This is a genomic window from Streptomyces sp. NPDC044106 (assembly GCF_056433985.1).
This window is the reverse complement of sequence record NZ_JBWKFZ010000010.1, coordinates 119,738-136,150: the sequence shown is the minus strand read 5'-3', so window position 1 is coordinate 136,150 and position 16,413 is coordinate 119,738. Positions and strand designations below refer to the sequence as shown.

17 protein-coding genes are annotated in these 16,413 nt (G+C 71.5%); 6 read left to right on the top strand and 11 right to left on the bottom strand.

The genetic code is table 11. The annotated features are described in order from the left end of the window. Window positions 1-90 precede the first annotated feature (90 nt). Together AC07DI_RS19640 and AC07DI_RS19635 are read left to right on the top strand one after the other, a co-directional pair. Complete coding sequence (locus AC07DI_RS19640) at window positions 91-1,461, top strand: GH1 family beta-glucosidase (protein ID WP_384255163.1); 1,371 nt, start codon at window positions 91-93, stop codon at window positions 1,459-1,461. After that, entirely contained in the window at window positions 1,458-2,696 is a 1,239-nt protein-coding gene (locus tag AC07DI_RS19635; protein WP_478905374.1) for an MFS transporter, read from the top strand. Before AC07DI_RS19640 ends, AC07DI_RS19635 begins: the two co-directional genes overlap by 4 nt. A 9-nt stretch (window positions 2,697-2,705) precedes the next feature. On the opposite strand, the gene era is transcribed toward AC07DI_RS19635, so the two are convergent. Continuing rightward, window positions 2,706-3,668 (bottom strand): GTPase Era, encoded by a 963-nt coding sequence (gene era, locus AC07DI_RS19630; RefSeq protein WP_384255159.1) that lies wholly within the window; start codon window positions 3,666-3,668, stop codon window positions 2,706-2,708. 165 nt (window positions 3,669-3,833) lie between these two features. On the opposite strand from era, the gene AC07DI_RS19625 reads away from it, so the two are divergent. After that, entirely contained in the window at window positions 3,834-5,132 is a 1,299-nt protein-coding gene (locus AC07DI_RS19625; protein WP_384255156.1) for an ammonium transporter, read from the top strand. After that, the gene (locus AC07DI_RS19620; protein ID WP_384255154.1) at window positions 5,129-5,467 is read left to right on the top strand and encodes a P-II family nitrogen regulator; all 339 of its coding nucleotides are present in this window, start codon (window positions 5,129-5,131) and stop codon (window positions 5,465-5,467) included. The genes AC07DI_RS19625 and AC07DI_RS19620 overlap by 4 nt, the downstream gene beginning before the upstream one ends. Before the next feature lie 92 nt (window positions 5,468-5,559). Here the strand turns inward: AC07DI_RS19620 and AC07DI_RS19615 are convergent, their stop codons facing one another. Together AC07DI_RS19615 and AC07DI_RS19610 are read right to left on the bottom strand one after the other, a co-directional pair. Then, entirely contained in the window at window positions 5,560-5,913 is a 354-nt protein-coding gene (locus tag AC07DI_RS19615) for a cytidine deaminase (protein ID WP_384255151.1), read from the bottom strand. Between the two features lie 26 nt (window positions 5,914-5,939). Continuing rightward, on the bottom strand, window positions 5,940-6,851 hold the full coding sequence (locus AC07DI_RS19610) for a helix-turn-helix transcriptional regulator (protein WP_478905373.1): 912 nt from the start codon (window positions 6,849-6,851) through the stop codon (window positions 5,940-5,942). 91 nt (window positions 6,852-6,942) lie between these two features. Between AC07DI_RS19610 and AC07DI_RS19605 the strand changes: the two genes are divergently transcribed. Beyond that, window positions 6,943-8,370, top strand: coding sequence for an MFS transporter (locus AC07DI_RS19605; RefSeq protein ID WP_478905371.1), 1,428 nt, complete (start codon window positions 6,943-6,945; stop codon window positions 8,368-8,370). A 37-nt stretch (window positions 8,371-8,407) separates the two neighbouring features. Here AC07DI_RS19605 and AC07DI_RS19600 read toward each other — a convergent pair whose 3' ends face one another. Both AC07DI_RS19600 and AC07DI_RS19595 read right to left on the bottom strand, forming a co-directional pair. After that, window positions 8,408-8,620, bottom strand: coding sequence for a DUF397 domain-containing protein (locus tag AC07DI_RS19600; RefSeq protein ID WP_384260141.1), 213 nt, complete (start codon window positions 8,618-8,620; stop codon window positions 8,408-8,410). Between the two features lie 154 nt (window positions 8,621-8,774). Continuing rightward, complete coding sequence (locus AC07DI_RS19595) at window positions 8,775-9,674, bottom strand: helix-turn-helix domain-containing protein (RefSeq protein WP_478905370.1); 900 nt, start codon at window positions 9,672-9,674, stop codon at window positions 8,775-8,777. A 421-nt stretch (window positions 9,675-10,095) separates the two neighbouring features. On the opposite strand from AC07DI_RS19595, the gene AC07DI_RS19590 reads away from it, so the two are divergent. Further along, window positions 10,096-10,227, top strand: a complete 132-nt coding sequence (locus tag AC07DI_RS19590; RefSeq protein ID WP_384260146.1) for a hypothetical protein — start codon at window positions 10,096-10,098, stop codon at window positions 10,225-10,227. 204 nt (window positions 10,228-10,431) lie between these two features. On the opposite strand, the gene AC07DI_RS19585 is transcribed toward AC07DI_RS19590, so the two are convergent. The 6 genes from AC07DI_RS19585 to AC07DI_RS19560 all read right to left on the bottom strand — a co-directional run bounded on the left by AC07DI_RS19585 (window position 10,432) and on the right by AC07DI_RS19560 (window position 16,406). Next, window positions 10,432-10,788 (bottom strand): MmcQ/YjbR family DNA-binding protein, encoded by a 357-nt coding sequence (locus tag AC07DI_RS19585; protein WP_384260148.1) that lies wholly within the window; start codon window positions 10,786-10,788, stop codon window positions 10,432-10,434. Next, window positions 10,785-12,092, bottom strand: a complete 1,308-nt coding sequence (locus AC07DI_RS19580) for a hemolysin family protein (RefSeq protein ID WP_384260151.1) — start codon at window positions 12,090-12,092, stop codon at window positions 10,785-10,787. The genes AC07DI_RS19585 and AC07DI_RS19580 overlap by 4 nt, the downstream gene beginning before the upstream one ends. A 4-nt stretch (window positions 12,093-12,096) precedes the next feature. Further along, window positions 12,097-12,591, bottom strand: a complete 495-nt coding sequence (gene ybeY / locus AC07DI_RS19575) for an rRNA maturation RNase YbeY (RefSeq protein WP_384260153.1) — start codon at window positions 12,589-12,591, stop codon at window positions 12,097-12,099. 12 nt (window positions 12,592-12,603) lie between these two features. Further along, window positions 12,604-13,620, bottom strand: coding sequence for a PhoH family protein (locus AC07DI_RS19570; RefSeq protein WP_384260155.1), 1,017 nt, complete (start codon window positions 13,618-13,620; stop codon window positions 12,604-12,606). A gap of 252 nt (window positions 13,621-13,872) precedes the next feature. Then, window positions 13,873-14,976, bottom strand: coding sequence for a carbohydrate kinase family protein (locus AC07DI_RS19565; protein WP_384260158.1), 1,104 nt, complete (start codon window positions 14,974-14,976; stop codon window positions 13,873-13,875). 116 nt (window positions 14,977-15,092) lie between these two features. Next, entirely contained in the window at window positions 15,093-16,406 is a 1,314-nt protein-coding gene (locus tag AC07DI_RS19560; RefSeq protein WP_478905368.1) for a glucarate dehydratase family protein, read from the bottom strand. Window positions 16,407-16,413: the final 7 nt, after the last annotated feature.

The window sequence follows — 16,413 nt, the reverse complement described above, 5'->3', positions numbered from 1 at the left end:
GGGGCGCCGAGGACTGGAACCTGAGGGTTGTTCATCTTTCTTCGCCGCACCCATTGACTTCCGTACCGGCCGGTCCGGAAGATCCCGCCCATGGCAGCGAGCGCGGCGACACCGGCGAGAGAACCGTTCCCCCAGTTCCCCCACGGTTTCCTGTGGGGCGTCTCCACATCGGCCCATCAGATCGAGGGCGCCGCCGACCAGCGCGGCGCCTCGGTCTGGGACGCGTTCACGGCCGAGCCGGGGAACGTGAAGGACGGCTCGACGGCCGAGGTCGCCTGCGACCATTACCACCGCTACCGCCAGGACGTGGCGCTCGTCCGGGACCTCGGCGTGGACGCCTACCGCTTCTCGGTCTCCTGGCCGCGCGTGCTGCCCGCCGGCGCGGGGGCACTGAACCCCGCGGGACTCGACTTCTACGACCGTCTCGTCGACGAGCTGTGCGCGTCGGGCGTACGCCCCGTCGCCACCCTCTTCCACTGGGACACCCCACTCGCGCTCCAGCGGGCCGGCGGCTGGCTGGAGCGGCGGACCGCCGAGCGGTTCGCCGAGTACGCGGCCGTGGTGGCGGCCCGCATCGGTGACCGCGTCACCAAGTGGATCACCCTCAACGAGCCCGCGGAACACACCCTGCTCGGCCACGCGCTCGGCCAGCACGCCCCCGGCGAGCGGCTCCTCTTCGACGCGCTGCCCGCCGCCCACCACCAGCTCCTCGCGCACGGCCTCGCCGTACGGGCGCTGCGCGCGGCGGGCGCCCACGACATAGGCATCGCCAACTCGCACGGCCCGACCTGGCCGGCCTCCGGCGCCGAGGGCGACCGCGCCGCGGCGGACCTCTACGACGTACTCCTCAACCGCCTCTTCGCCGACCCGCTGCTCCTCGGCCGCTACCCGGAGGGCTTCGGGGAGCTGATGCCGACGGACGACCTCGAAGCGGACCTGAAGGTCATCGCCGAGCCCCTCGACTGGTACGGGATCAACTTCTACCAGCCGACGAAGGTGGGCGCCCCACCGCCCGAGGGGACGGCCGCCGAGTTCTCCGGCGTCACACTCCCGCCCGAACTCCCCTTCGCCCCCCGGGAGATCGAGGGGTACCCGGTCACGGACTTCGGCTGGCCGGTCGTCCCGGAGGCCTTCACCGAACTGCTCACCGCGTTCCGCGACCGCTACGGCGACCGCCTCCCGCCCCTCGTGATCACCGAGAACGGCTGCTCGTACGACGGCCTCGACGACCAGGAGCGGATCGCCTACCTGGACGGCCACCTGCGGGCGCTGCACCGGGCGCTGGAGGCGGGCGTCGACGTGCGCGGGTACTTCGTCTGGTCGCTGATCGACAACTTCGAGTGGGCGGAGGGCTACCGGCAGCGGTTCGGCCTCGTCCACGTCGACCACGCCACCCAGGAGCGCACGCCCAAGGCGTCGTACCACTGGCTGCGCGAGACCCTGCGGGCGCGGCGCCCGTGACCACGGTCGCGCTGCGGGAACCGACGGAGCGGGTCGGCCGCGGCTGGACGGCTTCCCTGTCCCTCGCCAACGGCGCGATCTGGGTCGGCTGGTACGGCCCGCTGCAGATCCTGCTCGCCCTCCAGGCGGAGGACCTGGCCCCCGCGGGCACCTCCAAGGAGACGGTCCTCGCCTGGGTGACGGGCGCAGGCGCGGTCGTCTCCCTGGCCGCGAACCCGCTCTTCGGCGCGCTCTCGGACCGCACCACGTCCCGGTGGGGCCGGCGCACCCCGTGGATCGTGGCGGGCACGGCGGGCGGCGCCGCAGCGCTGCTGCTGCTCTCCGCGGCGGGCTCGGTGTGGTGGCTCGCGGCGGGCTGGTGCCTGGTCCAGCTCACCCTGAACGCCGCCTTCGCCGCGGTCACGGCCGCCGTCCCCGACCGCGTGCCGCGTCCGCAGCGTGGCTCGGTGGGCGGCTGGCTCGGCGCGGCGCAGCTGCTCGGCGTGGTCGTCGGCACGGGGCTCGCGACGGCGGCGGGCGGGACGGTCGCGGGGTACGCCGCCTGCGCGCTCTGCACGGCGGCGGGCGTGCTGCCCTACGTCGTACGCCACCGTGACCTGCGCCTGACACCGGCCGACCGGCCGCCGTGGAACCGCCGGGAGTTCCTGGCGGGCTTCCGGCTCAGCCCCCGCGGCCACCCGGGCCTGGCCTGGGCTTGGCTGACCCGCTTCCTGATCAACGTCAGCAACTCGGTGGTGCTGCTCTACCTGCTGTACTTCCTGCGCGACCGCCTGGCGTACGCCGACCCGGAGCAGGGCGTGCTGATCCTGACGGCGGTGAACGGCGCGACGATGCTCGCCACGGTCGTGGTGGGCGGCGCCTGGTCGGACCGGGTGGGCCGCCGCAAGCCCTTCGTGATCTGGTCGGGGGCGCTGATGGCGGTCGCGACGGGCCTGCTCGCCTGCTGGCAGACCTGGCCCGGCGCGGTCGTCGCGGCTGCTGTGCTCGGCATCGGCTTCGGCGTCTTCACGTCGGTGGACTTCGCCCTGATGACGGACGTCCTGCCCACGGCCATGGACCGCGGCAAGGACCTCGGCGTCATCAACATCGCCAACTCCCTCCCCCAGGTGGCGGCCCCCGCGATGGCGGCCCCGATCGTCACGTACCTGGGCGGCTACCGGGTGCTGTACGTGACGGCGGCGGTGATCGGGCTGGTGGGGGCGGGCCTTGTGACGCGGATCAGAGGGGTGGAGTAGAGCCCGTCCTCAGAACCCGAGCTTGCGCAGCTGACGGGGGTCCCGCTGCCAGTCCTTCGCGACCTTGACGTGCAGGTCGAGGAAGACCGGCGTACCCAGCAGCGCCTCGATCTGCTTCCGCGACTTGATCCCCACATCCTTGAGCCGCTTGCCCTTGGGACCGATGATGATCCCCTTCTGGCTGGGCCGCTCGATGTAGACGAACGCGTGGATGTCGAGCAGCGGCTTGTCGGCCGGCCGGTCCTCGCGCGGCAGCATCTCCTCGACGACGACCGCGATGGAGTGCGGCAGCTCGTCGCGCACACCCTCCAGCGCCGCCTCGCGGATCAGCTCCGCGACCATGACCTGCTCGGGCTCGTCCGTGAGGTCACCCTCGGGGTAGAGCGCGGGGCCCTCGGGCAGCAGCGGCACGATGAGGTCGGCGAGGAGGCCGATCTGCTGGTCGCCGACGGCGGAGACCGGCACGATCTCGGCCCACTCGAAGCCGAGCTCCGCACCGAGCTGGTCGATGGCGATGAGCTGCTCGGCCAGGGTCTTGCTGTCGACGAGGTCCGTCTTGGTGACGATCGCGATCTTCGGCGTCTTCTTGATGGAGGCGAGCTCCTTGGCGATGAAGCGGTCGCCGGGGCCGAGCTTCTCGTTGGCGGGCAGGCAGAAGCCGATGACGTCGACCTCGGCCCACGTCGTGCGCACGACGTCGTTGAGCCGCTCGCCGAGGAGCGTGCGCGGCTTGTGCAGGCCGGGGGTGTCGACCAGGATCATCTGGGCGTCGGGCCGGTGCACGATGCCGCGCACGGTGTGCCGCGTGGTCTGCGGCTGGTTCGCGGTGATCGCGACCTTCTTGCCGACCAGAGCGTTCGTGAGGGTGGACTTGCCCGCGTTGGGGCGGCCGACGAAGCAGGCGAAGCCGGCGCGGTGGACGGCCTCGGACGGCTCGGCTGATGACGGGGTACGAACGCTCATGGCGCCCATTGTCCCTGATCCCGGAAGCCCCGCCGCACCGCCCGGCCCGCGGGGGCCCGCCGTACGGCGCCCGAGCCCGCCCCATGAGCCCCCACAAGCGGCTCGGCAACACGAAACACGGCGGAAACCCGTGGGTGCCCGTTACGAAACGCGGGCGCGTGACGCTCTCCCCCCATGACGACCTTCGCCGCCCCCCACCTCGACACCGGCGACACCGCCTGGCTGCTCGCGGCCACCGCGCTCGTCCTCCTGATGACGCCGGGCCTCGCCCTGTTCTACGGCGGCATGGTCCGCACGAAGAGCGTCCTGAACATGCTGCTCATGTCCTTCGTGGCGATCGCGCTGGTCACCGTGGTGTGGCTGGTCGCGGGGTACTCGCTGGCCTTCGGGGACGACGCCTTCGCGGGCCTGATCGGCGGCGTCGGCCACCTCGGCATGGCGGGCATCGGCCCGGACACCCTCACCGGCACGGTCCCCACCCTCCTCTTCACCACCTTCCAGCTCACCTTCGCGGTGATCACGGCGGCGCTGATCAGCGGCGCGATCGCGGACCGCACGAAGTTCGCGGCCTGGCTGGTCTTCGTACCGGTCTGGACGCTCGTCGTATACGTTCCCGTGGCGCACTGGGTGTGGGGTCCCGGCGGCTGGATCGCGGACTCGCTCGGCGCGCTCGACTTCGCGGGCGGCCTGGTCGTGGAGATCGCGTCGGGCGCCTCGGGCCTCGCCCTGTGCCTGGTGCTCGGCCCGCGCATCGGCTTCCGCAAGGAGGCGATGCGCCCGCACAACCTCCCGATGGTCCTGATGGGCGCGGGGCTGCTCTGGTTCGGCTGGCTCGGCTTCAACGGCGGCTCGGCCCTCGGCGCGAACGGCCTCGCCGCCGCCTCCCTCCTCAACACGCTGGTCGCGGGCTGCACGGGCCTGCTCGGCTGGCTCTTCGTGGAGCAGCGGCGCGACGGCCACCCCACCACCTTCGGCGCGGCGTCGGGCGCGGTGGCGGGCCTGGTCGCGATCACCCCGTCGTGCGGCGTGGTCGACATCCTCGGCGCGGCGGTGATCGGACTCGCGGCGGGCGTCGTCTGCTCGTACGCGGTCGCGTGGAAGTTCCGCCTCGGCTACGACGACTCGCTCGACGTCGTCGGCGTGCACCTGGTGGGCGGCGTGATCGGCACGCTCCTGATCGGCCTGTTCGCGACGGCCACGATGACGGGCGGCGCCGAGGGCCTGTTCCACGGTGGCGGTGCGGCGCAGCTCGGCAAGCAGGCGGTGGCGGTCGCCGCGGTGGCTTCGTACACGTTCACGCTCACGTACGCCCTCGGGAAGGCGATCGACGGGCTCCTGGGCTTCCGGGCGTCGGCCGAGGACGAGGTGACGGGCCTCGACCAGACACAGCACGCGGAGAGCGCCTACGATCACGGCGTCCTGGCGAGTCCCGTGGGCTCCGCCTCGGTCAAGAAGGGGAGCCCCGTCGCATGAAGCTGATCACCGCGGTCATCAAACCGTTCCGTCTGGACGAGGTGAAGACGGCCCTCCAGGAACTCGGCGTACACGGCCTGACGGTCACCGAGGCGAGCGGCTACGGCCGCCAGCGGGGCCACACGGAGGTGTACCGGGGCGCGGAGTACCAGGTCGACCTGGTTCCCAAGGTCCGCATCGAAGTCGTCGTCGACGACCCTGACGCGGACCCGGTCATCGACGCGATCGTGCGCGCCGCACACACGGGCAAGATCGGCGACGGCAAGGTGTGGGCGGTGCCGGTGGAGACGGTGGTCCGGGTGCGGACGGGGGAACGGGGTCCCGACGCGGTGTGACGGGCCCGTCGATTTCAGAGCCTGTCTTTGGACCCCCGTCTGCGCCCCGGCGCCCAGCACGCGCCCCCGGCGCACGGAGCCCCGGGAAGGCCTCAGCCCGCCGCCACCCGCTCCCGGACCTCCCCGTCCGCCCCCGCGAGGAACACCGGCGTCCCGGCCCCGCCGAGGTCCCGTACCGCCGCGAGATCCTCGTCCCGCACGGCCGTCTCGCCGGAGACGACCGCCGCCGCCTCCAACGACTCCGCGCCGGACGCCACCGCCATCGCCACGGCGGTCCGCAGCGCGGACAGCTGGAGCGAGTCGAGCGCCACGGTCCCCGCGACATACGTACGTCCCGTCTCGTCCCGCACAGCCGCCCCCTCGGGCACACCATTGCGGGCCCGGGCGGAACGAGCCAGGGTGACGATCTTGCGGTCCTCGGGGTCCAGCGCGGCGCTCTCAGTCATGGACCGAGCATACGGAGCACGCACCGCTACATCGCCACCGGATGGATCGATCCCCGGCGCCCCTCGGGCGAGGCGAGCCACGCCAGCTTCCCCGCCGTGTCCACCTCGGCGTCCGGCAGCGGCGTGTGCAGCACGATCGTGAGGTCGGGCCTGGCAGGCACCTTCAGCTGCGTCGACTCCAGGTTCAGCGCGCCCACCACGGGGTGCTCGATCTCCTTGGCGAGCTGCCCGCCGGGCAGGATGTCCCGCCGTTCCCACAGCTCCGTGAACTCCGCGCTGACCGACTTCGCCCCGGCGATCACCGCGGCGAAGCCGTCGTCCTGGGGGTGCTCCGAGCACGCGGCCCGGTACATGGCCACGACCTGCGGGGCGTTCCGCTCCCAACTCTTCGCGCGGGCGCGGTAGATGGCATCGGTGAAGAAGTTGAGCAGGCAGTTCTCGGAGGTCTCCGAGCGCATGCCGAGCACCGAAGCGGCCGCGTCGTTGTACATGACGCAGTTCCAGTACGCGTCCATGATGTGCGCCGGGTACGGCAGCCACGCGTCGATGAGCCGGTTCAGCCCTTGGCACATGCCCCGGTCGGTCTGCGCGACCTCGGGCGCGGGCGGGTTGAGACCGGACAGGACGTACAGATGGCGCCGCTCCGCGCTGCTCAGCTTCAGGACCCGCGCCACGGAGTCCAGGACCTGCGGCGAGACGGAGATGTCCCGGCCCTGCTCCAGCCACTGGTACCAGGACGCCCCGACCCCGGCGAGCACGGCGACCTCCTCGCGGCGCAGACCGGGCGTACGACGACGGCCGCCGCCGTCCGGAAGCCCGGCCTCCGCGGGGCTGACCCGCGCGCGACGGCTCATCAGGAACTCCCGCAGCTCCCCGAGCCGATGCGCCTTGGATGCGCCGGTGTCCGACTCCGCACCCGCTGCTGCTGCCGTTGCCATATGGCGCTCCCCCAAGCACTGACTGGTGTTCCGACCACCAGCATAAGTTCCCGCTCCCCACGACTATTCCGGCCACCGCAAGCTCTTGACCATGGCGATCGACACCACCACCGCCCCATCCGCCCAGGCCGCCCCACCGGCGCCGCGACCGCAGAACCCCAGGCTCTCCTCCCGCGACAAGCTCGTCCTCTTCGTGCTCTGCGCCGCGCAGTTCATGGTCGCGCTCGACTTCTCCGTGCTGAACGTGGCGCTGCCCGTGCTCGGCGCCGACCTCGGCATGAGCCAGTCCGCGCTGCAGTGGGCGGTGACCGCCTTCGCGCTGCCCTCGGGCGGCTTCCTGCTGCTCTTCGGCAGGGCCGGCGACCTCTTCGGGCGCCGCAAGCTGTTCCTCGCGGGCCTCGCCCTCTTCGGCCTGGCCTCGCTGCTCGCCACCTTCGCGTGGGACCCGGCGTCGTTCCTGGCCGGGCGTGCCCTGCAAGGGGTCGGCGCGGCGGCGATCGTGCCGACCGGCATGTCGCTCCTGACGACCACGTTCCCCGAGGGCCCGCAGCGCGACCGGGCGCTCGGCATCTCCGGCACGCTGCTCTCGCTCGGCTTCACGGTCGGCATGGTGCTCGGCGGCGTACTGACCGACACCCTCGGCTGGCGCTCCACGATGGGCCTGCTGACCCTCTTCGCGCTGATCGTGCTGCCGCTGGCGCCCGGACTGCTGCCCGAGTCCCGCACCCCGGACCGCCCGCGCCTGGACATCCCGGGGGCCGTGACGGTCACCGGCGGCCTGCTCTCCCTGATCTACGCGCTCTCCACGGCGGCCGAGCGCGGCTTCGGCGGCGCGGACGTCGTCGTCACCCTGGTGGCGGGCGTGCTGCTGCTCGCGGCCTTCGGGTACGTCGAGTCACGCGCCGCCGCGCCCCTCGTCTCGCTGCCGATGCTGCGCCGCCGCACGGTGGCGTGGGGCAACCTCGGCGGTCTGGTCACGTTCTCGATGATGTCGACGGTCGTCTTCGTGCTCACCCTCTACCTGCAGGAGATCCTGCACCTCTCCGCGCTCAGGGCCGGCCTCGTCTTCGGCGTGCAGGGCGTCGTCTCGGTGGTCGCGGGGTCCTACGCACCGAAGGTCATCGGCCGCTTCGGCGCGCGCCGCACGCTGGTCGTCTCGCTGTGCGGCCAGGGCCTGTTCGGGCTCGCGCTGCTGGGTATCGGGGAGAGCGGCTGGTCGGTGTGGCTCGCCACGGCCGCGGTGTCGCTGGCGAGCATGTTCCACCTGGGCGCGATCGTCTCGTACGGCGTGACCGTCACCTCGGGCGTCCCCGACGAGGAGCAGGGCCTGGCGACCGGCCTGGTCACCTCCACCCAGCAGGTGGGCATCACGATCGGCATCCCGCTGCTCGGAGTCCTCGCGACGACGGGCCCGGACCTGCTGGCGGGCACGCGGACGGTCCTCCTGATCGACGCGGCGGTGGTCCTCGCGACGGCGGCCGCGGTGGCGGCCGGACTCGGCGGACGCAAGCGCGGTTGAGCCCGCCGAGTCCTCGCGTGACGCCGGCCCGGCCCGGTCAGGGGCGGGCCGACGTCACATCACGCACCGAAGGCCGGGCCAGGGAGGAGAGGAACGCCTCCCAGGTGTCCGGGCCCACCGCGACGACCGCGCCCCGGGGGCGCGCCGAGTCACGGATCAGGACCGTCCCGCCGGTCCAGGCGATCTCCACGCAGTCGTCGTTGGACGCCCCGCTCGCACTGCTCTTGCGCCATCCCCACGTGCTGACCACGCTTCTCCTCCACCCCGGGTGCGGAAGGCCAGCCGGCCCAGCACGGCTGGTGCACAGGGACGTAGCACCTCTTCCAGGATAACGGCGCGTCATACACTTCCGAACGACTCGAAATGCGCCAAGGTCCTGTGGTGCAAGCGGGGCTGATGGGACGTCAGACAGCCTCGGCGGGCGGCAGGAGCCTCTCCAGATCGTCGGCGCCCTCCTCGGCCCTGACCGCCAGAGCCCTGAGGATGTCCACGGTGCGCTCCTTGACGGCGAGGTCCTCCAGCTCCCAGAACCTCTCCAGATAACGCCCGCTCTCCTCGGGCGCGCTGGTGCTGTAGGAATCGCCCCGCGGGTTCTCCAGGTAGAGCGAGTCCGGCATCTCGTCCGCCTCGAACTCGAAGAGCGTGAAGGGCCCCTGGACCCCGGGGTGCCCGCCGACGCTGAACGGCAGGATCTGGATGGTGAACTTCGGCAGGGCCGCCAGTTCCGCGAGCCGCTCCAACTGGGCGCGCATGACGCCGCGTCCGCCGATCTGGCGGCGCAGGACCGCCTCGTCGAGGATGTAGAACACCTCGCGATCGCCGGACGTCAGCATCTCCTGGCGGGAGAGCCGCACCTCGACGGCCCGCTCGATCATCTCGTCGGCGATGCCCTTGTCGTACGCCCGCATGATGGCGCGGCCGTACTCCTCGGTCTGCAACGGCCCCGGCACTTGCAGGGAGTTGTACGCCCGGACGATCGACGCCGACGACTCGAGGGCGAGGAACTGCAAGAACTCCTTGCTGTACAGGTCGCGGTACTCCGTGTACGGCATCTTCCGGCTGCCCCGCGCGAGGTCGAGCAGCTCCTCGATCTTGCGGCGGTCCCGGATCCCGTACGCCTCCAGGAGCGGCCGCAGGTCATTGACCGAGACGCCGACCTCGCCGGCCTCGATCCGGATCAGTTTGGAGGGGCTCCACTCCATCTTCGCGGCGACCTGGCGCTGCGTGAGATGCGCGGCGGTCCGCGCCTTACGGAGCTCTGTGCGCAGCCTTAGCCGCTGAAGTGCCGCACTGGGCGCGCTCATGATGGCTTCACCTCCGACCGGATGGTGCGAGGTGCAACATAGCAGACTAGCAGCTTACTCATCGAGACCTTTCGGGACGACAGTTCACGCCACTGCCAGGAGACCCCGAACCCCATGGGTGCGCAACCGGAGCGACGGCCCGGGGTCGACAGTTGCCGGATAGCTATATCGCACTTGGCGAGCCCTCGATGAGCAACGTGCCCGACAGTACTACCCATGTCGCATCCTGCAGGCTACGATACGGCAGAGGGTAGCCTGCTCAACTGACCATCACCGCAAGGAGGTTGGGAACAGCACCGGCAGGGTCCGGCCTCACTCCGTCGAGTGCCGGCCACCGCTGGTTCGCCCTTCCTGGCGCCACCCGTTCGTGGCTCGCCGCGGTATCCACGACTCGCGTGGAACCAGGGAGGAGAACAGCCCGATGGCCGAGAAGCCGGACGGGCGTCGCACCATCCGCACGTGGACCGACCGGGTCGCACTGTCGGCCCCGTGGGTGAGCCTTCTGATCATGGTCCAGGAGATCATCGACAGGTGGGTACTGCCCCACGTGTGAACGGAGACTGGTCCCGGCCTCCAGGCCGGGACCAGCTGCGGCGGACGCCATCGCACGACGTTTCCACTCCGAGTTCCCTTGGCCGGCAGCCCGGAGTGGGAGCGTTTCGGATCCGCCTCCCGGTCCATTCTGCCGCCCCATGTCCCCGATGGCGAGGGCCTGTTGGGACACTCTGCACGGTGCACCCCGGCTCGCGCACGCCCCTCAGGGGCGGTCGAGGCGCAGCCGCTCCGCCCGTGGCAGCCCGGCCACCACCAGGTCGTACGAATCCTCGATGAGCTCCCTGACCTGCCGGTCGGGGAGCCCCGCGGCGACCGAGACCGTGTTCCAGTGGCGCTTGTTCATGTGCCAGCCCGGCACGATCTCGGGATGGGCGGCCCGCAGCCGCACGGCGATGTCCGGCTCACACTTGAGGTTGACGGTGAGCGGACGCGCGTCGAGGGCCGTGAGCGCGAACACCTTCCCCGCCACCTTGAAGACCGAGGTCTCCGGGTTGAAGGGGAACTCCTCCACCACGCCGTTGAAGGACAGGCAGAACGCCCGCAGCGCCTCGGGCGTCACCCGGACTCCCCCGCCCTCTGCTCCTCGCCGTCGGCGGCGACGGGCTCCACGAGCACGGTCATGATCCGGTTGCGGCGCCCCGCCGCGGACTCCGCGGTGAGCTTCAGCTCCCGCCCGTCGGGCAGCGGCACGGCCGCCGAGGCGCCCGCGATCGGGACGCGGCCGAGCCGCTTGGCGAGCAGCCCGCCCACCGTCTCCACGTCCTCGTCGTCGAACTCGTCGAACCCGAAGAGCTCGCCCAGGTCGCCGATGTCCAGGCGCGCCGTGACGCGGTAGCAGCCGTCGGCGAGCTCCTCGACCGGCGGCAGCTCACGGTCGTACTCGTCGGTGATCTCACCGACGATCTCCTCAAGGATGTCCTCGATCGTCACGATGCCGGCCGTGCCGCCGTACTCGTCGATGACGACGGCCACGTGGTTGCGCTCCTGCTGCATCTCGCGCAGCAGGTCGCCCGCGTTCTTCGTGTCGGGCACGAAGGTCGCGGGGCGCATCGCCGTCGACACGAGCTCGGACTCGGCGTCGCGGTTGATGTGCGTCTTGCGGGCCAGGTCCTTCAGGTACACCATGCCGACGACGTCGTCCTCGCTCTCCCCCGTCACAGGGATCCGCGAGAAGCCGGAGCGCAGCGCGAGGGTGAGCGCCTGGCGGATGGTCTTGAAGCGCTCGATGGCGATCAGGTCGGTGCGGGGCACCATGACCTCCCGTACGAGCGTGTCCCCGAGCTCGAAGACGGAGTGGACCATGCGCCGCTCCTCGTCCTCGATGAGGGACTCCTTCTCGGCGAGGTCGACCATCGCGCGCAGCTCGGCCTCGGAGGCGAAGGGGCCGCGCCTGAAGCCCTTGCCGGGCGTGAGCGCGTTGCCGATGAGGATCAGCAGGGGCGGGATCGGGCCCATGACGCGGGCCAGCGGCAGCAGGACGTACGCCGCGGCGGTCGCCGTGTTCAGCGGGTGCTGGCGGCCGATGGTGCGCGGGGAGACGCCCACGGCGACGTAGCTGACGAGGACCATCACGCCGATGGCGACCGCGAGCGCCTGCCAGGTCGCGTCGAACTCCTTCAGGCAGGCGTACGTGACCAGGGCCGACGCCGCCATCTCGCACGCCACCCGCACGAGCAGCGCCACATTGAGATAGCGGGTCGGGTCCGCGGCGACCTGCGCGAGCTTCGCGCTGCCGCGGCGCCCGGAGCGGGCGGCCTCCTCCGCGCGGAAGCTGGAGACCCGCGCGATGCCCGCCTCGGCGCACGCGGCGAGCCAGGCGACGACCACGAGGGCGACGGCGCCGGCGATCAGCTGAGGGCTCATGGCGCTACGAGACCGTGGGCGCGGGGGACGGCCCGGTCAGGCCCTTCTCCGCACGCCAGCCGTCGACGATCGCGGCCTGCAGGGAGAACATCTCGGCCTTCTCGTCCGGCTCCTCGTGGTCGTAGCCGAGCAGGTGCAGCACTCCGTGGACGGTGAGGAGCTGGAGCTCCTCGTCCATGGAGTGCTGCGTCGGGGCGTCCTTGCCCTGCTGGGCGGCGACCTCGGGGCAGAGCACGATGTCCCCGAGGAGGCCCTGCGGGGGCTCGTCGTCCTTCATGGGCGGCCGCAGCTCGTCCATCGGGAAGGACATGACGTCCGTCGGGCCGGGCAGGTCCATCCACTGCATGTGCAGCTGCTCCATGGCGTCGCCGTCCACGACGATCACCGAGAGCTCGGAGAGCGGGTGGATGCGCATCCGCGCGAGGGCGTAGCGGGCGATGTCGAGGATCGCCTGCTCGTCGACCTCGGTTCCGGATTCGTTGTTGACGTCGATCGACATGGTGCTGCTGGTCTACTTCCCGTCGCGGCTGTCGTGCTTCTCGTACGCGTCGACGATACGGCCGACCAGCTTGTGCCGGACGACATCGTGCGACGTGAGCCGGGAGAAGTGGATGTCCTCGACGCCGTCCAGGATCCGCTGCACCTCGCGCAGGCCGCTCTTGGTGCCGCCCGGCAGGTCGACCTGGGTGACGTCACCAGTGATGACGATCTTGGAGTCGAAGCCGAGGCGGGTGAGGAACATCTTCATCTGCTCGGCGCTGGTGTTCTGCGCCTCGTCGAGGATGATGAACGCGTCGTTCAGCGTCCTGCCGCGCATGTACGCCAGCGGGGCGACCTCGATCGTGCCCGCGGCCATCAGCCGGGGGATGGAGTCGGGGTCGAGCATGTCGTGCAGGGCGTCGTAGAGCGGGCGCAGGTACGGGTCGATCTTCTCGTAGAGCGTGCCGGGCAGGAAGCCGAGCCGCTCGCCGGCCTCGACCGCGGGCCGGGTCAGGATGATGCGGTTGACCTGCTTGGACTGGAGCGCCTGCACGGCCTTGGCCATGGCGAGGTAGGTCTTGCCCGTACCGGCGGGGCCGATCCCGAAGACGATGGTGTGCTTGTCGATCGCGTCGACGTACCGCTTCTGGTTCAGCGTCTTGGGGCGGATGGTGCGGCCGCGGGAGGAGAGGATGTTCTGCGTGAGGACCTCGGCGGGGGTCTCCGGCGAGCCCGTGCCGTTCTCGTCCGCCCTCAGCATGGCGATCGAGCGTTCCACTGCGTCCTCCGTCATCGGCTGACCGGTGCGGAGCACCAGCATCATCTGGTCGAACAAGCGCTGGATCAGGGCGACTTCGTGGGCATCCCCCACGGCGCTGATCTCATTGCCCCGGACATGGATGTCGGCCGCCGGGAAGGCCTTCTCGATCACCCGCAGCAGGGCGTCACCGGAGCCGAGGACCGTCACCATGGGATGGCTGGCGGGGACGGTGAAGTGGGCTCGGGCCTGGTCCTGCGCGTCGGTGTGAGTCGTGGGTGTCTGAGTCATGGGCCGGCTCTGAAGGCCTGCTCATCCTCCTCGTGCGGGGCTTGTGGCCGCTCGACAGCCTTGCACTGCCAAGAGTACGACGCGCCGCCGTCCCGGCCGTAGGCCTTTTCGTCGCGCCCGTCGCATACGACCTGAACCACCACGGGGCGGCGGATCTTCCCCACGGTCACCTCGGAGCCCGTCCCCGCGCCCCCGCCTGCGCCAGGACGCCCGGCACGCACCGGCGAAACCGGCCGGACGGCCGGTGATCCTCTACGGGGAGCGGAAACCGATGGTCGGCACCGCCCTGCGCAGCGGCCACGGCCGCGTCGCGGCGGGCAGCAGCTTCTCCAGGAACGCGTACCGCCGCAGCGCCACCGGATCCTGGTCCTCGACCTCCCGCACCCGGCTCCACCAGGCCCCCACCTCGGCCCATCCCGGCGCCGAGAGGGACCCGCCGAACTCCTGGACCGAGAGGGCCGCCGTCAGCCCCGCGAAGGCGAGCCGGTCCGCGAGCGGCCACTCCGCCAGCGTCCCCGTGACGAATCCGGCGACGAAGACGTCCCCGGCCCCGGTGGGGTCGAGCGCCTCGACCTCGATGGCCGGGACCTCCGCGGTCTCGCCGGTCCGCCGGTCCACCGCGTACGCGCCCTCCGCGCCCAGCGTCACCACGGCGAGCGGCACGTGCTCGGTCAGCGCCCGTGCGGCCTCCCGCGGGCACGACGTGCGCGTGTAGCGCATCGCCTCCTCGGCGTTCGGCAGGAACGCCTCGCAGTGCCGCAGGTCGGGCAGGGCCGCGAGGTCCCAGCGTCCGGTGTCGTCCCATCCGACGTCGGCGAAGATCCGGGTGCCGCTCCGCGCGGCCCGCGCGATCCAGGGGGCGCGGCTGCCTGGGGTGAGCGAGGCGACGGCGGCACGCGCGCGTGGCGGGCAGAAAGGGGCGCCCCGGTCCGGCGCCGCCGCGTCCAGCGGCGGCTCGTGGCCGTGGCTCACCATGGTCCGCTCGCCCTCGTACGCCATCGAGACCGTCACCGGCGAGTGCCAGCCGGGGACGGTGCGCGACGGCGTGAGGTCGATGCCCTCACCCTGTTCGAGGGCGTCCCAGCAGTACTCCCCGTAGTGGTCGTCGCCGAAGGCCGCGGCGAGCGAGGTGTGCAGGCCGAGCCGGGCGAGCGCGGTCGCCATGTTGGCGACGCCGCCGGGGCTCGACCCCATGCCGCGCGCCCAGGACTCGGTCCCGCGCACGGGCGCGGAGTCGAGCCCGGTGAAGATGATGTCGAGGAAGACCGTGCCGGTGAGGTAGACGTCGCAGTCCGGATCACCGGCTCTGCGGGCCGCCTTCAGCGGGTCGACGGTGGGCTTTGGTGGTACGACCATGCAGGCAACGTAACGGATCAGGGCCCTTCTGACGGAGATCCGTCAGAAGGGCCCTGACCCTGCGGGAGGCTTGGGGGCTTCCGTGTGGCACGCCGGGCGGCGGCGCCGCGCCCGGACTACCAGCGCGGTACGGCCGGTGTCGTCCAGGCGGGATCGGCCACCCGCATCGCCGCCGCGTCGTCCCGTTCCCGCAGCGCGCGGAAGCCGTCGTCCAGCCAGCGCGCGTGCAGGGCCGCGAGCCTGGCCCGGTCGAGCTCGACGCCGAGGCCTGGGGTGTCGGTGACGGCGACCTTCCCGGCCACGAAGCGCGGCCGGGAGGTCAGCACGTCCTCGGCCTGCCACGGGTAGTGCGAGTCGCAGGCGTGCGCGAGGCCCGGCACGGTCGCCGCCACCTGCGTCATGGCGGCCAGGCTGATCCCCAGGTGCGTGTTGGAGTGCATCGACACGCTCACGCCGAACGTCCGGCAGACCGCGGCCAGTTCACGCGTGCGCCGCAGACCGCCCCAGTAGTGATGGTCGGAGAGGACCACCTGCACGGCCCCCTTCGCGAAGGCCTCCGGTATCTCATCGAAGGTCGTCACGCACATGTTCGTGGCGAGCGGGATCCGGGTGCCCGCGGCGACCTCGGCCATCGCGGGCGTGCCGAGCGCCGGATCCTCCAGATATTCGAGTACGTCCCCGAGCTCGGCCGCGACCCTCAGCGAAGTCGCCACCGACCAGGCCCCGTTGGGGTCGAGCCGCAACGGCGTGCCGGGGAACGCCTCGGCCAGGGCGCGGATCGCGGCGATCTCCTCATCCGGCGGGAAGACGCCGCCCTTGAGCTTGAACGAGGAGAAGCCGTACCGCTCGGTGAAGAGCCGGGCCTGCGCGACGATCCCGGCCGGGTCGAGGGCCGCGCCCCACCCGGCGTCCGGCTCGCACGCGACGCCCTCGGGGTGCTCGGCCCATTTGTAGAAGAGGTACGCGCTGTACTCCACGGCGTCGCGCACCTTGCCGCCGAGCAGCGCGTGCACGGGCAGCCCGAGCGCCTTGCCGAGCGCGTCCAGACAGGCCACCTCGAACCCGGAGACGACGGAGAGCCGCAACTTCTCGGCGCTCTGCACGCCGCGCAGCCCGCCGACGTCCAGGGAGTCGTCGACCCGCGCGGCGTCGACGCCCACGTCGTCCACAAGTGTGAACAGTCCGTTCAGCTCGGAGACCTCCCGCCCCACGAGCCGCTCGGCGAGAGGCCGCGCCACCTCCAGGTACTTCCCGTCCCCGTAGGTCTCCCCGATCCCGCTCACCCCACCCCGCGTGACCACCTCGATGATCAGCCGTGGCGTATAGGGCTGATGGACCCCCTGAGTATTGAGCAGCGGCGGATCGGCAACGAGAACGGGAGTGAGCCGTACATCGGTGATGACGAGACCGCCGCTTCGCTGTCCATACATGAGAACG